The sequence below is a fragment of the Limobrevibacterium gyesilva genome, assembly GCF_025989185.1.
GTDB lineage: Bacteria > Pseudomonadota > Alphaproteobacteria > Acetobacterales > Acetobacteraceae > Limobrevibacterium > Limobrevibacterium gyesilva.
This window is the reverse complement of record NZ_JAPDNT010000016.1, coordinates 12687-28324: the sequence shown is the minus strand read 5'-3', so window position 1 is coordinate 28324 and position 15638 is coordinate 12687. Positions and strand designations below refer to the sequence as shown.

Annotated in this window: 18 protein-coding genes; 2 read left to right on the top strand and 16 right to left on the bottom strand. The window is 69.6% G+C overall.

All coding sequences use genetic code 11. The annotated features are described in order from the left end of the window. Positions 1-54 precede the first annotated feature (54 nt). From OL599_RS16440 to OL599_RS16425, 4 genes are all read right to left on the bottom strand, one after another. Positions 55-516 (bottom strand): MaoC family dehydratase, encoded by a 462-nt coding sequence (locus tag OL599_RS16440; RefSeq protein WP_264714920.1) that lies wholly within the window; start codon positions 514-516, stop codon positions 55-57. Next, on the bottom strand, positions 503-1804 hold the full coding sequence (locus OL599_RS16435) for an ArgE/DapE family deacylase (protein WP_264714919.1): 1302 nt from the start codon (positions 1802-1804) through the stop codon (positions 503-505). Before OL599_RS16435 ends, OL599_RS16440 begins: the two co-directional genes overlap by 14 nt. 28 nt (positions 1805-1832) lie before the next feature. Next, a complete protein-coding gene (locus OL599_RS16430; RefSeq protein ID WP_264714918.1) occupies positions 1833-2336 on the bottom strand; it encodes a GNAT family N-acetyltransferase in 504 nt (167 codons plus the stop codon). A gap of 265 nt (positions 2337-2601) precedes the next feature. Further along, a complete protein-coding gene (locus tag OL599_RS16425; RefSeq protein WP_264714916.1) occupies positions 2602-2991 on the bottom strand; it encodes a rhodanese-like domain-containing protein in 390 nt (129 codons plus the stop codon). A gap of 80 nt (positions 2992-3071) precedes the next feature. Here OL599_RS16425 and OL599_RS16420 point away from each other — a divergent pair, with 80 nt between their 5' ends. Further along, positions 3072-3239, top strand: a complete 168-nt coding sequence (locus OL599_RS16420; RefSeq protein WP_264714915.1) for a hypothetical protein — start codon at positions 3072-3074, stop codon at positions 3237-3239. On the opposite strand, the gene OL599_RS16415 is transcribed toward OL599_RS16420, so the two are convergent. Continuing rightward, a complete protein-coding gene (locus tag OL599_RS16415; protein ID WP_264714914.1) occupies positions 3226-3939 on the bottom strand; it encodes an ArsR/SmtB family transcription factor in 714 nt (237 codons plus the stop codon). The genes OL599_RS16420 and OL599_RS16415 overlap by 14 nt on opposite strands. A 142-nt stretch (positions 3940-4081) precedes the next feature. Here OL599_RS16415 and OL599_RS16410 point away from each other — a divergent pair, with 142 nt between their 5' ends. After that, positions 4082-4861, top strand: coding sequence for an SDR family oxidoreductase (locus OL599_RS16410; protein WP_264714913.1), 780 nt, complete (start codon positions 4082-4084; stop codon positions 4859-4861). 6 nt (positions 4862-4867) lie between these two features. On the opposite strand, the gene OL599_RS16405 is transcribed toward OL599_RS16410, so the two are convergent. The 11 genes from OL599_RS16405 to rpoZ all read right to left on the bottom strand — a co-directional run bounded on the left by OL599_RS16405 (position 4868) and on the right by rpoZ (position 15616). Further along, positions 4868-5965: an asparaginase gene (locus OL599_RS16405; RefSeq protein WP_264714912.1), complete on the bottom strand. Its 1098-nt coding sequence runs from the start codon at positions 5963-5965 to the stop codon at positions 4868-4870. A gap of 130 nt (positions 5966-6095) precedes the next feature. Next, positions 6096-8312: a DNA topoisomerase IV subunit A gene (gene parC / locus OL599_RS16400; RefSeq protein ID WP_264714911.1), complete on the bottom strand. Its 2217-nt coding sequence runs from the start codon at positions 8310-8312 to the stop codon at positions 6096-6098. Continuing rightward, a complete protein-coding gene (gene recO, locus OL599_RS16395) occupies positions 8305-9045 on the bottom strand; it encodes a DNA repair protein RecO (protein WP_264714910.1) in 741 nt (246 codons plus the stop codon). The genes parC and recO overlap by 8 nt, the downstream gene beginning before the upstream one ends. Before the next feature lie 15 nt (positions 9046-9060). After that, the gene (locus OL599_RS16390; RefSeq protein ID WP_264714909.1) at positions 9061-9687 is read right to left on the bottom strand and encodes an NUDIX hydrolase; all 627 of its coding nucleotides are present in this window, start codon (positions 9685-9687) and stop codon (positions 9061-9063) included. Between the two features lie 11 nt (positions 9688-9698). Next, positions 9699-10091 carry an acyl-CoA thioesterase gene (locus OL599_RS16385; RefSeq protein WP_264714908.1) on the bottom strand — a complete coding sequence of 131 codons (393 nt, stop codon included), beginning with the start codon at positions 10089-10091 and terminating at the stop codon, positions 9699-9701. Next, a complete protein-coding gene (gene era / locus OL599_RS16380) occupies positions 10088-10981 on the bottom strand; it encodes a GTPase Era (RefSeq protein ID WP_283949769.1) in 894 nt (297 codons plus the stop codon). Before era ends, OL599_RS16385 begins: the two co-directional genes overlap by 4 nt. Then, a complete protein-coding gene (rnc, locus tag OL599_RS16375) occupies positions 10978-11694 on the bottom strand; it encodes a ribonuclease III (protein WP_408886948.1) in 717 nt (238 codons plus the stop codon). The genes era and rnc overlap by 4 nt, the downstream gene beginning before the upstream one ends. After that, positions 11664-12407 (bottom strand): signal peptidase I, encoded by a 744-nt coding sequence (lepB, locus tag OL599_RS16370; protein WP_264714907.1) that lies wholly within the window; start codon positions 12405-12407, stop codon positions 11664-11666. The genes rnc and lepB overlap by 31 nt, the downstream gene beginning before the upstream one ends. A gap of 59 nt (positions 12408-12466) precedes the next feature. Further along, complete coding sequence (gene acpS, locus OL599_RS16365) at positions 12467-12889, bottom strand: holo-ACP synthase (RefSeq protein WP_264714906.1); 423 nt, start codon at positions 12887-12889, stop codon at positions 12467-12469. Between the two features lie 21 nt (positions 12890-12910). Continuing rightward, the gene (locus OL599_RS16360; RefSeq protein ID WP_264714992.1) at positions 12911-15121 is read right to left on the bottom strand and encodes a RelA/SpoT family protein; all 2211 of its coding nucleotides are present in this window, start codon (positions 15119-15121) and stop codon (positions 12911-12913) included. Between the two features lie 90 nt (positions 15122-15211). Continuing rightward, a complete protein-coding gene (gene rpoZ, locus OL599_RS16355) occupies positions 15212-15616 on the bottom strand; it encodes a DNA-directed RNA polymerase subunit omega (RefSeq protein WP_264714905.1) in 405 nt (134 codons plus the stop codon). Positions 15617-15638 lie beyond the last annotated feature (22 nt).

The following is a 15638-nucleotide window of genomic DNA, read 5'->3' as shown; positions in this document are numbered from 1 at the left end:
AATTTAACGTGTCCGCGGACCGAGCCTTCGAGGCCTCGCTGTGCGACCCTATCGCTAAGCCGGGCCGGTGATGCCGGTTCCTTCCGCCAGCAGCAGGATGCGCGCTGTCGCCTCCAGCATGTGCCGGCCGGTGGCCGCATCCTGCATCTTCCCCACCAGATGCAGCACGTCGCCGCCCAGCCGCGCGCTGGGCTCGATCCGCGCCACTTCCCACGACATGCGCATGGTGCTGCCGGCCGGCACCGCGCGGCGGAAGATGAATTCGAACCCCAGCCCCACGCTGGGCCGCCGGCTGGTGAAATGCGTGGCCACCAGCCCCATCATCAGCGCGGTGTAATGCGTGCCGCTGGCGATGATGCCGCCGAACCGGCTGCGCGCCGCATAGGCGGGATCGTGGTGCAACGGGTTCGCGTCCCCCGCCCGCCGGGCGAAGTCGGCGATATCCGCGGCATCGAACGTGACCTCGCGGGTCACCACCTCGCCGACGGGGTGCGCGTCCGCCTCAGCTCCGCTCAAGGCCGCACCAGCCGGCGATGGTCAATGCCAGGACCCGGGTCACGTCGTGCAGCGAGGCCAGCCCGACGCTCTCGTCGACGCCGTGGATGTTGTCGGAATCAGGCCCGTAGCAGGTCGCCTGGGTGCCCTGGTACAGCGTGTAGAACCGCGCGTCCGTCAGTCCCGCCGCGGCATAGTGGCGCAATTCCTGGCTGGTGACGTCCCGGTGGCACGCCGCCACCGCGCGCGAGATCGGCTGGTCCGCGGGGAAGGTGCAGCCATCGGCCATGAAGCCCTTGAACTCGGTCTTCACCGTGGCACCCCGCAGCCGCGCATCCGCCGCCGCCTCGCCCACCAGCCGCTCGATATCGCGCGCCACCTGCCGGCAGGAATAGCCGGGCATGACGCCCACGCGCATGCCGATCCGCGCCCGGGTCGGCACCGAGCTGTTCCACTCGCCGCCCTCGATGGTGCCGAAATTCACGTTGATCGGATGGTTGTCGGCGGCGAAGGCGGGATGGCGGCGCTCGCCCCGGTTCATCTCCGCCTCGTAGTCCTTGAAGCGCGCGGCGATGGCGTTGGCGGCCTCGATCGCGTTCACGCCGGACTGCATGTCGCGCACATGCACGGGGCGCCCGGTCACCGTCACCCAGGCCCAGACCACGCCCACCTCGGCCGTGTACAGCGCGGAATAACCGGGCCCCGGCTCCGGGATCAGGCAGGCATCGGGCTTCGGCAGCGCCTGCATCACCGCCAGCGCGCCGTTGCCCGTGCACTCCTCCTCGATCACCGCGGCCATCTGCACCTCGGCCGCCGGTTGCAGCCCCGCCGCCCGCAACGCCTTGAACGCCATCACATAGGCGGCGATCCCCGCCTTCATGTCGGCGGCCCCGCGGCCGTACATGCGCCCGTCGCGGATCGCGGGTTCGTAGGGCGGCGTGGTCCACAGCTCGGCCGCCCCCTCCGGCACCACGTCCACATGCCCCTGCAGCAGCAGGCTGCGCCCACCGGCGCCGCGCGGGCGATGCAGCGCCACCACCGGGTCGCGCCCGGCATAGGCGATCAGCGGCGGCGAGAAGCCGGGATGGTCCGCCAACGCCGCCGTATCGACCGGCACCCGCCGCGGCTCCAGCCCGATGTCGCGGTACACCGCCTCCATCTCGGCGAGGCAGGATTGCTCCTGGCCGAGCAGGCTGCGATGGCGCACCAGCCGCGCCAGCAGCGCCACGGTCTCCTCCTGCTGCGACGCGACCGCGTCGAGGATGGCGCGGCGCGCCCCGGGATCGATGGGCAACAGGTGTTCGGTCATGGCAGGTCCGTCCTGGTGAGGGCCAAGCCTAACCCGACAACCGCGCCATTGCGTAGGCGTCCACCAGAGCGCCGTCGCGCAGCGCAAAGCCGCGATGGGTGCCCTCCACCGCGAAGCCGAATTTCCGGTACAGCGCGATCGCCGGCGCGTTGTCGGTGAACACGGTCAGTTCCAGCCGCCGCAGCCCCAGCCAGCGCTCGCCGAAATCGACGATCTCCGCCATCAGCGCGGTGCCGATCCCCTGGCCACGCCAGGCATCGTGCACGCCCATGCCGAGGATGCCGACATGCGCCCGCCGCCCGACCAGGTGGCGCAGCCCGACCATGCCGACCAGCGCGTCCCCGGCGAACGCCAGCAACTCACGCCCGTCGCCCGGCGCCTCCAGCCAGTGGCGCACCTCCTCGGGGCTGGGATAGGGCAGCCGCAGCGTGCCGTAACGGAATCCCGGCAGGCTCTGCAGCGCCGCGATCGTCTCGGCATCCTGCGGCCGGGCGGCGCGGATCTTCAATTCGGGCGGGGGTGGCGTGTCCATCTCGACTTCCTTTGCTGGAAAGCCGCGACGGCAGGGACTGTGTGAAAAGGCCCCGACCGTCCTGCGGCGGGGCCTGTCGTGCGGTGGTGCTGCCGTTCAGCAGACGCAACGCCACGATCCGCCCCACCGGATGGTGAGATGGCGGGTCATGGTGGTCGTGTCCTTGCGGGTCAGCAATATGCGCACGGCGGCACTCCACCGCGGATCGCGGTCGCTGTAAAGCCCGGTTTGTCACCCGCGCGTGGCGCGGCAGGCCCCGCGCGTGTCAGACGGCCGCAACCGGGCCGCCCGCTGCCTTCCACGCCGTGAACCCGCCGGCGATGTGCCGGACGTTTTCGATGCCCATGTCCTTCAGGGTCTTGGCCGACAGCGCCGAGCGCCCGCCCGATGCGCAGTAGAGCACCAGCGTCTTGCCGCTCGAAAGCTGCGGCTTGTGCGCCGTGCTTTCCGGATCGGCGATGAATTCCAGCAGGCCGCGCGGCGCATGCACGGCCCCTGGTATCGTGCCGCTGGCCGCCAGCTCCGCCTGCTCGCGCACATCCACGAACTGCACCGACGGGTCGTGCACGCCTTCGAGCGCCTGCTGCACCGTGATGGTGTCGACCACGGCGTTTGCTTCCGCCAGCAACTGCTTGAAACCTTTTTTCAACGGCATTCCGCCCTCCCGGCCTGGCCTTGGGTGCACGCCGATTATATGCGGCGCCACGCAGCCGCAGGACACGGCCCCGCGCCCCGATGCTGCGCGCCGGGCGCGCCGCTGTCGATGCCCAAGATGGCCGGCATCGCGGCTCTCCTCAGTCGGCCCGGACCACATACACGGGACCGGTGATCGAGAGCCTCGGCACCGGCGCCTTCCACGCCGCCAACGACGGCTCCGGCCACACCCTGGTCACCCTGGGCTGAACGCGCCGATCCCGAACACCGACCGGAACGCCAGCCGCCCGGCCGGCGTTACCGCCACCGCGCGCGTGCCGTCCAGCCGCCGGATCCAGCCGTTCTCGAAGCAGCGCGCGCACAAGGCCGCGCCGACGGCACCGGCGACATGCGGCCGCCGCTCGCTCCAGTCGAGGCAGGGCCGGCAGAACACCCGCCCACCCCGCCGCGGCCGCGCCGCGCCGTCGAACGTGACTCCGAGCCCGCGCAGGAACGCGGCCCCCGCATCGGTCAGCACGCCGCCATCGGCCGACAACTCCACATGGCCACGTTCGGTCAGCGCGTCCGCCAGCGCCACGCCCAGTCCGCCCGCCAGATGGTCGTAGCAGGTGCGGGCCGCCCGCAGCGCCGCATCGCGCGGTCCCGTGACCACCGGCCGCACGGCCCTGGGCGCGGCCTCCGCCACCGCCATGATCGCCTCCAGCATCCGCGCCACCCCGGGCGATGCCAGCCGGTAGTAGCGGTGCCGCCCCTGGCTGGCGACGGCCAGCAGCCCGGCCTGCGCCAGCCGCGCCAGGTGCCCGCTCGCGGTCTGCGGCGCGACCCCGGCCACGCCAGCCAGCTCGCTGGCGGTCAGCGCGCGGCCGTCCATCAGCGCGCCGAGCATGTTCGCCCGCGCGGGATCGCCCACCAGCGCGGCGGTCTCGGCGAGTGCGGCAGTGGTGGCCATGCGGCGCCTCCTTGCCCGTTCCTGACCAGCCTACGCCATCGTCAGCCACGATGCTTCGGCCGTGGCCGTAGCATCGCGCCGCCCTAGACAGGGCATGCCACCCAGGGCGAACATCTCACGACTGCAACAAGGGAATACGGCAATGGCGCAGCGCCTGGCAGGCAAGGTCGCGATCGTCACCGGCGCGGGTCGCGGCATCGGCCGCGCGATCGCCCAGGTGTTCGCCCGGGAAGGCGCCCACGTGATCATCGCCACCCGCACGCCGGGCCACGGCAACGAAACCCTGCGGCTGATCGCCGATGCCGGCGGCCGGGCCAGCTTCGTGCCGGTGGACATCGGCGACCACCACGCCTCCCAGGCCCTTGTCGACGAGGCCGCCGCCCGCCACGGCCGGCTCGACATCGTCGTGCACAACGCCGCCGCCTTCGCGCATGGCCTGATCGAGAACGCCGATCACGCCGATCTGGATCGGCTGCTCAACGTCAACCTGAAGGCCTGCTTCACCCTTACCCGGGCGGCGATCCCGCATATGCGCCGGCAGGGCGGCGGGCGGATCCTCATCACCTCCTCGGTCACCGGCCCGCGCGTGACCATGCCCGGCCTCGCCGCCTACGCCGCCAGCAAGGGCGCGGTGAACGGCTTCATCCGCACCGCCGCCCTCGAACTCGCGGCCGACGGCATCACCGTGAACGGCATCGAGCCCGGCTATATCGACACGCCCGCACTCGACCGCCTGAAGGCGCGCTACGGCGCCGACAACATCGCCCGCTACATTCCGGCAAAACGCCTGGGCCGGCCGGAGGAAGCGGCCCATGCCATGCTGTTCCTGGCCAGCGAAGAGGCCAGCTACATCACCGGCGAAACCATCGTGGTCGATGGCGGCGCGATCCTGCCGGAAAGCCCCGTCTTCATCGACGGCTGACAGCGCCTACCAGGTGGCAGCGAATGCGTCCTGGGCCTGCTTCGGATCGGTCACGCCATTGGCGATGAGCAACTGAGACAACACCCGCGCCTTCTGCGGGTTGAGGTCCAGCGCCGCCACGAAGCCGAGCTTGTCGTCGTCCACCTCGACGTTGCGATTGACGAAGCCCGAACCCACGCGCGAGGCACGGACGACCAGCACGCCCTGCTTCGCCGCCGTCGCCAGGGCATCGATCGCCGCCTGCGACCCGTTGCCGTCGCCCACACCCGCCAGCACGATCCCCTTGGCGCCGCCTTTGACGGCATCGTCGATCTGGGCCGCGTCCATGTTGGCATGGGCATAGACGATATCGACGCGCGGCAGCGGCGGCGCCGTCGGCAATGCATAGACATGGCGGGTCGCCGTTCCCGGCTGGGTCACGAAACGGACGCTGGCGGGATCGACATATCCGGCTGGGCCGCCATTGGGCGAAAGGAAGGTCTGCACGCTCGTCGTGTTGGTCTTCTGCACCCCCCGCGCGCCATGGATCGTGTCGTTCAGCACCACCAGCACCCCGCGCCCGCGCGCCTGCGGCGACGCTGCCACCTCCACCGCTTCATACAAATTCGCCGGCCCGTCGGCGCTGACCGCCGTCGAGGGGCGCATCGAGCCGACCAGCACCACCGGCTTGTCGCCGGGCAGCACGTTGTCGAGGAAGAAGGCGGTCTCCTCCATCGTGTCGGTCCCGTGCGTGATCACGACACCATCGGCCTCGTTCTTGGCGAGGATGTCACCGATCCGGTGCGCGAGGTCGAACCAGATCTTGTCGTTCATGTCCTGCGAACCGACCGAGGAGATCTGCTCGGCGCTGATGGTGGCGAGCCGGTCCATCCCCGGCACCGCCGCCACCAGCGCGGCGCCGGTGACCTTGCCGGACGCATACCCGATCGCGCTGGTCGAGGTCGCCTGTCCGGCAATGGTGCCGCCAGTGGCGAGCACGATCACCCGTGGCAGCGGCCTTTGCTGGGCGAAGGCCTGGCCGGGCTGAAGCGCAGGCGCGGCCAACAACGCGAAGCCAAGGATCGAGGCGCGCAGAAGCGCCACAACAAGCGCGGATCGCGACATCGGATTTCCTCCCATGGCATCGCAAGGGAGGATACGCCTTGGGCCGCGCCGAGAGCGTCACGGGGCCGGCCGGATCAAGCGGGTTTGATGGACAGACGGCAGCCGCACTCCCTGCTGCCCCATCGACGCCTCAGCCGAACTTGCCGGATTTCGGGAACCCGTTCGGCGGCAGCCGCCCGGCCTGGGCGCGCTCGCCCAGCCAGTCGCGCAGCGCCGTCTCGGTGCGGGTCTTCTCGCCCAGCCGCCAGGTCAGCCCGTCGGCCAGCCGGAACACCTTCGCGTCCCTCAGCCCGCCATCCTTGTATTTCTGCAGCATCACGCCGGCGCCGCGCGCCATCTCCGGCACCTGGTCGAGCGGGAACACCAGCAGCTTCTTGTTCTCGCCGATCACCGCCACGTGGTCGCCATCGGCCGGCGTGCAGATCAGCGCCTCCTCGCCGGGCTTGAGGTTCAGCACCGTCTTGCCCGTGCGCTTCTCCGCCAGCATGTCCTCGCTCTTCACCACGAAGCCGCGGCCGCCGTTGCCGGCCACGAGGTAGCGCACGCCCTCGCGCCAGATGAACAGCCCCGCCACGTCGTCCTCGTTGGTGAGGTCGGCCAGCAGCCGCACCGGCTGGCCGTCGCCGCGGCCGCGCGGCAGGTCGGCGGCCTTCAGCGTGTAGGCGCGGCCATTGGTCGCGAACAGACACAGCCGGTCGGTGGTCTCGCAGGGCACCAGCAGCCGGAGGCGGTCGCCTTCCTTGAATTTCTGCCCCTCGCCATCGGCCAGATGGCCTTTCACCGCGCGGATCCAGCCCTTCTCCGACAGGATCACGGTGATCGGCTCGCGCTCCACGAACGCCTCGGTGTTGACCTCAACCTCGGCCGGCGCACTGCCCAGCTCGGTGCGCCGCGTCCCCAGCGCGCCGCCGCCGAACTTCGCCCGCGTCTCCTCCAGTTCGGCGATGATCCGGTCCCAGCGCATCCCCTCGTCCTTCAGCAGCGCCTGCAAATCCTTGCGCTCCTTCGACAGGTTCCTGTGCTCCTTGCGGATCTCCATCTCTTCCAGCTTGCGCAACGACCGCAGCCGCATGTTCAGGATCGCCTCGGCCTGCATGTCCGACAGCGAGAACGCCGCCATCAGCGCCGGCTTCGGCTCGTCCTCGGTGCGGATGATCCGGATCACCTCGTCGAGGTTGAGGAAGACCGCGAGGAAGCCTTCCAGGATCTCCAGCCGCTTCTCGATCGCCGCCAGCCGGTGCCGGCTGCGGCGCACCAGCACGTCCTGGCGATGGTCCAGCCATTGCCGCAGCACCTCGCGCAGGCCCAGCACGCGCGGCGTGCGGTCGGCGGTCAGCACGTTCATGTTCAGCGAGAACCGGCTCTCCAGGGCGGTGGCGCGGAACAGCGTCGCCATCAGCACTTCGGGCTCGACGCTGCGGTTCTTCGGCTCCAGCACCAGCCGCACCGTCTCGGTGCTCTCGTCGCGGATGTCGCCCAGCAGCGGCAGCTTCTTGTCTTCCAGAAGCTGCGCGATCTGCTCGATCAGCCGCGCCTTCTGCACCTGATAGGGAATTTCCGTCACCACCACGGCCCAGGTGCCGTGCTTGCCCTTTTCCACTTCCCATCTGGCGCGGATGCGGAAGCCGCCGCGCCCGGTCTCGTAGGCCTGCTCCAGCGCCGCGTGATCCTCCATCAGGATTCCGCCGGTCGGGAAATCGGGGCCGGGCATATGCGCCAGCAGTGCGGCCGTACTCGCTTCAGGATGGCGCACCAGATGGATCGCCGCCGCGCACACTTCGCCCGCATTGTGCGGGGGAATGCTGGTGGCCATGCCCACGGCGATGCCGGCCGCGCCATTGGCCAGCAGGTTCGGAAACCCGCCGGGCAGCACGACGGGCTCGCTCTCCTCGCCGTCATAGGTCGGGCGGAAATCCACGGCATCGTCGTCGATGCCCGCCAGCAGCGCCTTGGCGACCTCGGTCAGCCGCGCCTCGGTGTAGCGCATGGCCGCGGCGTTATCGCCGTCGATGTTGCCGAAATTGCCCTGCCCGTCCACCAGCGGGTAGCGCGCGGCAAAATCCTGCGCCAGCCGCACCATGGCGTCATAGATCGAGGCGTCGCCATGCGGATGGTACTTGCCCATCACGTCGCCGACGATGCGGGCGCATTTCTTGAATCCGGCCGCCGGGTCCAGCCGCAGCTGGTGCATGGCGTAGATCAGCCGCCGGTGCACCGGCTTCAGCCCGTCGCGCACGTCCGGCAGGCTGCGCGACATGATGGTGGACAGCGCATAGGCCAGATAGCGCTCGCTGAGCGCGTCGACGAGGTGCGTGTCCTCGATCTTTCCGGTCAGGTCATCAGGCATCCGAGTCGGTCTCCGCGAGGTTCGCGATGCGGTCGTAGAGCGCCTGCCGCGCCTGGGGCAATGGCTTGTGCTGCAGGCCGAATACGTCGCGGGCGAGGAAATGCCCGGTCAGGCGCAGCCCGTCCCGCCAATCCGCGGGCGTGCCGTCATCGTCGCCCAGCAGCAGCGCGGGCAGGCGGAACAGCCGCGCCTTCCACAGCCCGGCTCCCTCTTCCGACACCGCGCAGCCGGTTTTCGGCGACACCCAGGCCAGCCCCGTGGTTGCGCCGGTCACCGCGCAGCGCGACAGATCAAGCCCGTAGCCGAGATCCGCCAGCAAATCCGCCTCCCAGCGGATCTGTGCGGCCATCAGCGCCGCCCCCTGCGGCAGCCGGGCCAGCAGGTGCAGCAGCCCGTCGAAGATGCGCGGATGCGCCTCGCGCTCGGGCAGCGCGCCTTCGGCCACCGCGCAGGCGGCGGTCAGCATGGCCAGCGCCAGCGGCTCGTCCAGCACCAGGGCGGCGGCGGGGTGCACGAGTTCCGCCGAGAACGCGCCCAGCTGGTCCGCCAGCCGCCCGACCCAGCGCACCTGCACGAGGTTCCCCGGCTGCCACAGCGCCGCCTGCGCCCGCGACTGCCCGCCGCGCGCCAAGCCGCGATGAGCCCCATGCTCCTCGGTCATCACGGTGGCGATGACATCGCCCTCGCCGAAAGGCCGTGCGTCCAGCACGATGGCCGGCGCGTCCCAGTCCATCACCCCCTCACCGGGTCACTCGAAATCGGCCGGCAGCTCCGGCCGGCGCGCGTGCTCGAACATCCTGCTGATCTGGTGCAGCAGGATGCGGTCATGCGAGAGATCGTCGGGCAGCGCGTCCTCGGCGAAGAACGCCACTTCCGTGGTCTCGGCTGAGGTCGCGGCCGCCCCGCCAACGATGTCGCAGATGAAGAACAGCTTGTAGGCGCTGAACGGCTGCGGCGTGTGGCCCTGGCGGGTGCGGTCCCAGGCGGCGGCGAGCTTGCGCACGCGCACCTCGAAGCCGGACTCCTCGCGCACTTCCTTCACCACGTTCTCGGCCGGCGTCAGGTTCACGTCCGCCCAGCCGCCCGGCAGCGTCCAGCGGCCGCCATCCGCGGCCTCGCGCACCAACAGGATGGCGCCGTCGCGGAACACCGCCCCACGCACATCGGTTTTGGGCGTGGCGTAGCCGGTCTGCCCCGCGAACAGCGCCTCCACCTGCGCCGGGCCGGCGCCGCCGCGCGCGGCCATCATCCGCGCCGCCAGCGCCTGCAGCGACAGATAGCGCTCATGGTCGAAACCGGCCGTGTTGAACGTCAGCCCGATCTGCGCGATGGCCTGGATCTCGCGCGCCCAGACCAGCCAGTCGGGCTCATCCATGCCGGGCGGCGTCATCCCAGCGGGTCCACCGGCCGCTTGCGCCCGTCGGGGCCGATCGCCACGAACACGAAGGTCGCCTCGGTCACCTTGCTCATCCCTCCTGCCGAAGGGCGTCGCCACGCCTCCACGAACACGCGGATGGAGCTGTGGCCGACGCCGACGATGCCTGCATACAGGCTCACCTCGTCGCCCACCTTCACCGGCCGGTGGAAGGTCATCGAATCCACCGCGACCGTCGCCACCCGGCCGCCGGCGCGGCGCGCGGCGGCACTGCCGCCGGCCAGGTCCATCTGCGCCATCAGCCAGCCGCCGAAGATGTCGCCGCTCGGGTTGGTGTCGGCGGGCATGGCGATGGTGCGGATCACCGGCTCGCCGGATGGCGAAAGGGATTCGCCTGCGGTCATTTCGGGTCTTCCAGCCCGATCGCCCGCAGCCGCGCCCCCTCCTCGTCCCAGCCGGCCCGCTCCTTTACGTTCAGGAACAGATGCACGGGACGGTCCAGCAGGCTGGTCAGCTGCGCGCGGGCCTTGGCGCCGATCTCCTTGATGCGGCTGCCGCCCTGGCCGATCAGGATCGCCTTGTGGCCGGCCCGCCCGACATACACCGTCGCCTCGATGCGCACGGAACCGTCCTTGCGCTCCTGGAAGCTCTCGGTCTCCACCGTGGCGGCGTAGGGCACTTCCTCATGCGTCTGCAGGAAGATCTGCTCGCGCACGATCTCCGCCGCCAGCAGCCGGTCCGGCAGGTCGGTCAGGTCGTCCTCGGGATAGAGATGCGGACCTTCCGGCATCGCTGCGGCCAGATGGTCCAGCAACTGGTTGAGCCCGTCGCCGGTCGCGGCGCTGACCATGAAGGTCTCCTGGAACGACGCGATCGCGTTCAGCTCCGCCGTCAGCGGCAGCAGCTTCGCCGGCGGCACCAGGTCGGACTTGTTGAGCGCCAGCCAGGCCCGCCCGCCCCGCTCCGCCAGCCGCGTCGCGATCTCGCGCACCGCGTCGGTCAACCCGGCCTTGGCGTCCACCAGCAGCAGCACCAGGTCGGCGTCCTCGGCCCCGGTCCAGGCCGCCGCCACCATGGCGCGGTCCAGCCGGCGCTTCGGCTTGAAGATGCCGGGCGTATCCACCAGCAGCATCTGCGCCGCGCCGCGCATCAGGATGCCGAGCACGCGGAACCGTGTGGTCTGCGCCTTGGGCGAGACGATCGACAGCTTCGCCCCGGTCAGCCGGTTCAGTAACGTCGACTTGCCCGCGTTCGGCGCACCGACGATCGCGACGAAGCCGCAGCGTGTGGTCATGCCCCCAATTTCCCCAGAAGATCGCTTGCCGCGTCCTGTTCCGCCGCACGCTTCGTGCCCGCGGTGCCGGTGCCGGTGCGCCCGTCCACGGTCACGGAAATGACGAACACCGGCGCATGCGGCGGCCCCTCACGCGACACCACCTTGTAGGCCGGCAGGTCATGGCCGCGCCCTTGCGCCCATTCCTGCAACGCGGTCTTGGCATCCTTGGGCGGCGCCGCCTGCGCCGTCATGGCCGTGTCCCAGGCGCGCCGAACGAAGCGCCGCGCCGGCTCGATGCCGCCATCAAGATACAGCGCCCCGATCGCTGCCTCCATCGCGTCGGCGAGTACCGTCGCCCGCCGGCGTACCCCCGCGCGCGACTCGCCGGGCGCCACCGACAGCACCGCCGGCAGCCCGCTCGCCTCGGCGATCGTCGCCAGCACCGGCTGCGACACCAGATGCGCGAGTCGTCGCCCCAGCTCGCCTTCCTGTTCGCGCGGGAACCGTTCGGCCAGCCATTCCGCGATCAGCAGGCCCAGCACGCGGTCGCCCACGAACTCCAGCCGCTCGTTCGACCCGGCCCCTTTCTGCCGGCCGGCGCGCTGGCCATGCGCCGCGGACCGGTGGGTCAGCGCCTCCCGCAGCACATCCGGACGTGCGAAGGAGTGGCCGAGAATCGCCTCGGCCGACGCCACGGCGGTCAGGTGATCCCCGAGAACAGGCGCGACCAGCGGATTTCGAACGGCCACTCCCACACCTCCCACCACGGCGACGTCGCGTCGACCGAGAAGAAGATGAACTCGGCGCGCCCCACCAGATTCTCGAGCGGGATGAAGCCGACCATGTTCAGGTACCGGCTATCCTGGCTGTTGTCGCGATTGTCACCCATGGCGAACACGAAGCCCTCGGGAACCTTGTATTCCTGCGTGTTGTTCAAGCCCTGTGTGTCGTCGTATTTCTGGATGTAGTGCCGCCGCCCCGGCTCGCCCTCCGAAGACGGCAGCGTTTCAATATAGAGCTTCGCCATCACCAGCGGGCTCTCCATGTTGGTCCCGGCGTCCTCGCGGCTTACCTGCTCGCCGTTGATGAACAACTGGCCGCCGCGCATCTGGATACGGTCGCCCGGCAGACCCACGATCCGCTTGATATAGTCGGTGCTGTTGTCTTTCGGCAGCTTGAACACCGCCACGTCGCCCCGCGCCGGCAGCCGGCCGAAGATGCGCCCGGAAAACAGCGGCAGCGAGAACGGCAGCGAATACCGCGAATAGCCGTAGCTGTATTTCGACACGAACAGATAGTCGCCCACCAGCAAGGTGGGGATCATCGAGCCCGAGGGGATGTTGAACGGCTCGAAGGCCACCGTGCGGATGCCGACGGCGATCAGGCCGGCATAGAGGATGGTCTTGATATTCTCGACGAGGCCGCCTGAACTTCGTTTGGCCATGAATTAAGTGAGGTCCGACCGTATTGTGGCGCGGATGAAGCCCACGCCACCCCCCGCTGTCAAGCAACCCTCCCTGCCGCCAGCGGCAGGGCTGAGATGATGACCTGGGCGTAGGCATAGGGATACTCGTCGGTCATGCTCAGGTCGATACGCGCCTGCATCCCTGCCGGCGTCAATTGCGCCAGCCGCAGCGCGGCCCCGCCGGCGAGAAGCAGGGTCGGCTGACCGCCCGGCATGTTCACCACCCCCAGCTCCGACATGAACACGCCACGGGCGAAGCCGGTGCCCAGCGCCTTGGCACAGGCCTCCTTCGCGGCGAATCGCTTGGCGTAGGTGCCGGCGCGGTTCTGGCCGTTGCGCCGCTCCGCCCGCTTGCGTTCGGCCTCGGTGAACACCCGCTCGATGAACCGCTCGCCGAAGCGCTCCAGCGTCCGCTCGATCCGGCGGATATCACAGATATCCGAACCAAGCCCCAGAATCACAACGATATCTTCCTCACGGCATCATCCGCGGGCACGCTCCACCTGATGCACGCCGGGGGCGGCGCGCAGGCTGGCGATCACGTTGATCAGTTGGCGCAGGTCGCGCACCTCCACATCCACCATGATCTCGAAGAAATCGGCCTGGCGGTTGACGATGCGCAGGTTGACGATGTCGCCCTCCTGCTTGGAGATGGCATTGGTCACGTTGGCGATGGAGCGCGGCTCGTTGTCGGCGATCACGCTGACGCGGCCGGTATAGCCCTCGCCTTTGCCGGCCTTCCAGCCCCCGGACGGCGGCTCGGTGGCCGACGGATCCCAGTCCACGTCGATGAACCGCTCGGGCGTCGCCGAAAAGCTCTCCAGCGTCGGGCATTCGCGGGTGTGGATGGTCACCCCCTTGCCCGTGGCCACGATGCCCACGATCCGGTCTCCGGGCACCGGGTGGCAGCAGCCGGCGTAGTGGATGGCCATGCCCGGCACCAGCCCGGTGACCGGCAGATTCACCCCGCCGCTGCCGGGCCGGGCGGTGCCGCGGCTGGGCAGCGCCGGCATCATCCGGGGCGCGCGCGGCGCCTGCCTCAGCTCAGGATATGCTGCGAAAACAACATCCTTGGGGCTGATATTGCCGTTGCCTACGCCGACATACAGGTCTTCCAGAGCCGCGAGCTTCAGCACCTTCAGCGCCGGCTCCAGCATCTTCTCCGACCCGTCCAGCCCTTCCTGGCGGAACGCCTTGGCCAGGGCCGCCCGGCCGGCGTCGCGGTTCTGCTGGCGCTGCTGCGCCTGCACGTAGCGGCGGATGCGCGCCCGCGCCTTGCCGGTGACGACGAAGCGCTCCCATTGCGGACTCGGCGTGCCGCCGCGGGAGGTCATGATCTCGACCTGGTCGCCGTTCTGCAGCTCGTGGCGCAGCGGCATCAGCCGGCCGTTGACCTTGGCGCCCACGCAGGTGTCGCCGATCTGGCTGTGCACGGCGTAGGCGAAATCCACCGGCGTCGCGCCGCGCGGCAACTGGATCAGCTGCCCCTTCGGCGTGAAGCAGAACACCTGGTCCTGGTACAGCGCCAGCTTGGTGTTCTCGAGGAACTCGTCGAGCGTCGAATTCTCGAGGATTTCCTTGAGGTCCTGCACCCACGGGAAGCGCTGCGCCGCCTTGGCCGCCGCACCGCCCTGCTTGTACAGCCAGTGCGCGGCGACACCGTTCTCGGCAACCGCCTGCATCTCGGCGGTGCGGATCTGCACCTCGATCTTCTGGTTGCGCGGCTCGCGCAGCGTGACCCCGGTATGCAGGCTCTGATAGCCGTTCGCCTTCGGGGTGGAGATGTAGTCCTTGAACCGCCCGGCGATCACGGGATAGGCGGCATGCACCGCGCCGAGCGCCGTGTAACAGGCCTCGCGTGCCGGAACTACGATGCGGAATGCCATGATATCAGAGAGTTGCTCGAACTGGACGTTGCGCCGCTGCATCTTCTCCCAGATCGAGTAGGGCGACTTCTCCCGCCCCGTCACTTCCAGCACGGTCACGCCCTGGTCGTTGCAGACTCGCCCGAGTTCCTCGCGCACTTCCTCGATCACATCCGCGCCCTGGCCACGCAGGAAGTTCAGGCGGGCCTGGATGGACTCGTAGGCTTCGGGGTCCAATTGTGCAAAAGCAAGGGTCTGGAGCTCGGTCTTCACCGATTCCATGCCAATCCGCTCGGCCAGCGGCGCATAGATCTCCATGGTCTCGCGGGCGATGCGCTGCCGCCGCGGCGCCTGCGGCACATAGTGCAGCGTGCGCATGTTGTGCAGCCGGTCCGCGAGCTTCACCAGCAGCACGCGGATGTCCTTGCTCATCGCCAGGACGAGCTTGCCGAAATTCTCGGCCTGCTTGGTGCGGTCGGACTGCAGCTCCAACCGGGTCAGCTTGGTGACCCCGTCGACGAGGTTCGCGACCTCGGCGCCGAACTTCTTCTCCAGCGCCGCCCGGCTGACGCCGGTGTCCTCGATCACGTCGTGCAGCAGCGCCGTCGCAAGGCTGGCCTCGTCCAGCCGATACCCGGCCAGAATGTCGGCCACTGCCAGCGGATGCGTGATGTAGGGGTCGCCGTTGTCGCGCTTCTGCTCGCGATGCGCCTCGGCCGCGAGCTCGTAGGCGGCCCGGATCAAGGCGACGTCGGCGTCAGGATTGTAGCCGCGGACCTTCTCGATCAGCGGCTCCACGCTGTCGGGTCCCGGCGCCACCACCGGCATGTGGACGGCCTGCGCCGTCGTGCCTCCGTCGGGCCCGCGCAGCGGCGCGGCGCGCCAGATGTCCGGTGCGCCGCGCGTCATGGTCTGGTCCTAGCGGCGGCGTCCGCCAAGTTCCGCCTCGATGGCGGCCTCAAGGTCTTCCGGCGAGAACTCCTCGTTCTCCACCGGCAGCGTCGCCGACTCTTCCTCGGCCGAGACATCCTGCAGGCCGAAGATGTTCTGGTCGGTGGGAATGAGGTCCAGGACCTCCTCGTCCGCCGGCTCGGGCTCGGGCGCCCGCGACAGCGACTTCAGCAGGTCGGCTTCCAGCTTCTGCAGCGGGATGGTCTCATCCGCGATCTCGCGCAGGGCGACCACGGGGTTCTTGTCGTTGTCGCGGTCGAGGGTCAGTTCCTCGCCGCGCGACAGGTTGCGCGCCCGCTGGGCCGCCAGCAGCACCAACTCGAAGCGGTTGGGGACCTTCTCAACGCAGTCTTCAACGGTGACGCGCGCCATGCGCTCAACCTCCGGGTATCCG

Bases quoted from the DNA above. Each gene is read 5' to 3' on its own strand.
- lepB (WP_264714907.1), bottom strand. From the start codon at position 12,407: ATGGCCAAACGAAGTTCAGGCGGCCTCGTCGAGAATATCAAGACCATC.
- OL599_RS16410 (WP_264714913.1), top strand. From the start codon at position 4,082: ATGGCGCAGCGCCTGGCAGGCAAGGTCGCGATCGTCACCGGCGCGGGT.
- OL599_RS16360 (WP_264714992.1), bottom strand. From the start codon at position 15,121: ATGCCGGTGGTGGCGCCGGGACCCGACAGCGTGGAGCCGCTGATCGAG.
- rpoZ (WP_264714905.1), bottom strand. From the start codon at position 15,616: ATGGCGCGCGTCACCGTTGAAGACTGCGTTGAGAAGGTCCCCAACCGC.
- OL599_RS16405 (WP_264714912.1), bottom strand. From the start codon at position 5,965: ATGTCGCGATCCGCGCTTGTTGTGGCGCTTCTGCGCGCCTCGATCCTT.
- OL599_RS16385 (WP_264714908.1), bottom strand. From the start codon at position 10,091: ATGACCGCAGGCGAATCCCTTTCGCCATCCGGCGAGCCGGTGATCCGC.
- OL599_RS16435 (WP_264714919.1), bottom strand. From the start codon at position 1,804: ATGACCGAACACCTGTTGCCCATCGATCCCGGGGCGCGCCGCGCCATC.
- OL599_RS16390 (WP_264714909.1), bottom strand. From the start codon at position 9,687: ATGGATGAGCCCGACTGGCTGGTCTGGGCGCGCGAGATCCAGGCCATC.
- OL599_RS16425 (WP_264714916.1), bottom strand. From the start codon at position 2,991: ATGCCGTTGAAAAAAGGTTTCAAGCAGTTGCTGGCGGAAGCAAACGCC.
- parC (WP_264714911.1), bottom strand. From the start codon at position 8,312: ATGCCTGATGACCTGACCGGAAAGATCGAGGACACGCACCTCGTCGAC.
- era (WP_283949769.1), bottom strand. From the start codon at position 10,981: ATGACCACACGCTGCGGCTTCGTCGCGATCGTCGGTGCGCCGAACGCG.
- OL599_RS16430 (WP_264714918.1), bottom strand. From the start codon at position 2,336: ATGGACACGCCACCCCCGCCCGAATTGAAGATCCGCGCCGCCCGGCCG.
- OL599_RS16420 (WP_264714915.1), top strand. From the start codon at position 3,072: ATGCTGCGCGCCGGGCGCGCCGCTGTCGATGCCCAAGATGGCCGGCAT.
- recO (WP_264714910.1), bottom strand. From the start codon at position 9,045: ATGGACTGGGACGCGCCGGCCATCGTGCTGGACGCACGGCCTTTCGGC.
- OL599_RS16415 (WP_264714914.1), bottom strand. From the start codon at position 3,939: ATGGCCACCACTGCCGCACTCGCCGAGACCGCCGCGCTGGTGGGCGAT.